The following is a 1,062-nucleotide window of genomic DNA, read 5'->3' as shown; positions in this document are numbered from 1 at the left end:
AGATTCAAAGGTTGGACGTTTAACGCCAACTAGACGTTTAAAATGACTATCGCTGAGTTTCGTGAGGGATTCATAGTTCATGACTATAGTATAACAAATTTTTTTATTTTTGGGAGAAGTCTATTATTGCATTTGTAGGACCATCAGGAAGTGGTAAATCAACTATTTTCAATATTTTAGAACGCTTCTATCCACCATCATCTGGTGGTATGTACATTGGAAATCAAGATATACAGGAGATAAATTTAAACTATTGGAGAAAGCAAATTGGTTTTGTAGGACAAGATATTATGATTTTTTCGGGTACTATAAGAGATAATGTTGTCTATGGACTAGATAAAAATTATAGTGACGATAACCTTTGGGCTGCACTTGAATTAGCCAATGCTAAAAAATTTGTATCAGATATGACGAATGGCTTAGATACGGAAGTTGGGGAGCATGGCAGTCGTCTGTCTGGTGGGCAACGTCAAAGATTAGCAATTGCTAGAGCATTTTTACGTGAACCTAAAATTTTGATATTAGATGAAGCAACAGCAAGCCTTGATTCTGAATCTGAGAGTATGATTCAGAAATCTTTAGGGAAATTAATGAAAGGTCGTACAACATTAGTTATTGCGCATAGATTGAGTACTATAATTAGTGCTGACTTGATTTATTTTATCGAAGATGGCGCGATAAGTGGGGTTGGCAATCATGACTATTTGATTAATAATCATAAATTATATAAAGAATATGTTGATATACAGCTCAAAAATTGACTTTTGTCTACAAGCAGAAAACTAATCGAAAGGTTAGTTTTTTTAGTTTACCCTAAAAAATACTGTCAAGCGAAATTGAAAATGTCCCCAAAAAAGTCTAAACATGAGTTACGTTTTGCTAAAGCAAAATTTGCTTTTAGATTCCATTTTTGATATTATTGAGTTATGATTTATGCTGAATTTTCAGCTTGATATTCCAGAAGCGTCTTACCGATTCTTCTGAGATACTTTTCGAAAGATGCAAGTTTCCACGGGTGTGACTGTTGGGGAATATACTTGCGTTTTTCTTTTTTGCCTTCTT

At 33.7% G+C, this 1,062-nt stretch carries 1 pseudogene; it reads left to right on the top strand.

Annotated features, from left to right (window positions below):
• Window positions 1-89: 89 nt before the first annotated feature.
• Window positions 90-761: pseudogene (locus Hs30E_RS11010) on the top strand (ABC transporter ATP-binding protein); the annotation flags it as partial.
• Window positions 762-1,062 lie beyond the last annotated feature (301 nt).

It is taken from the genome of Pseudolactococcus hodotermopsidis (genome assembly GCF_011170085.1).
GTDB lineage: Bacteria > Bacillota > Bacilli > Lactobacillales > Streptococcaceae > Pseudolactococcus > Pseudolactococcus hodotermopsidis.
This window is presented reverse-complemented; position numbering and strand designations above follow the sequence as displayed.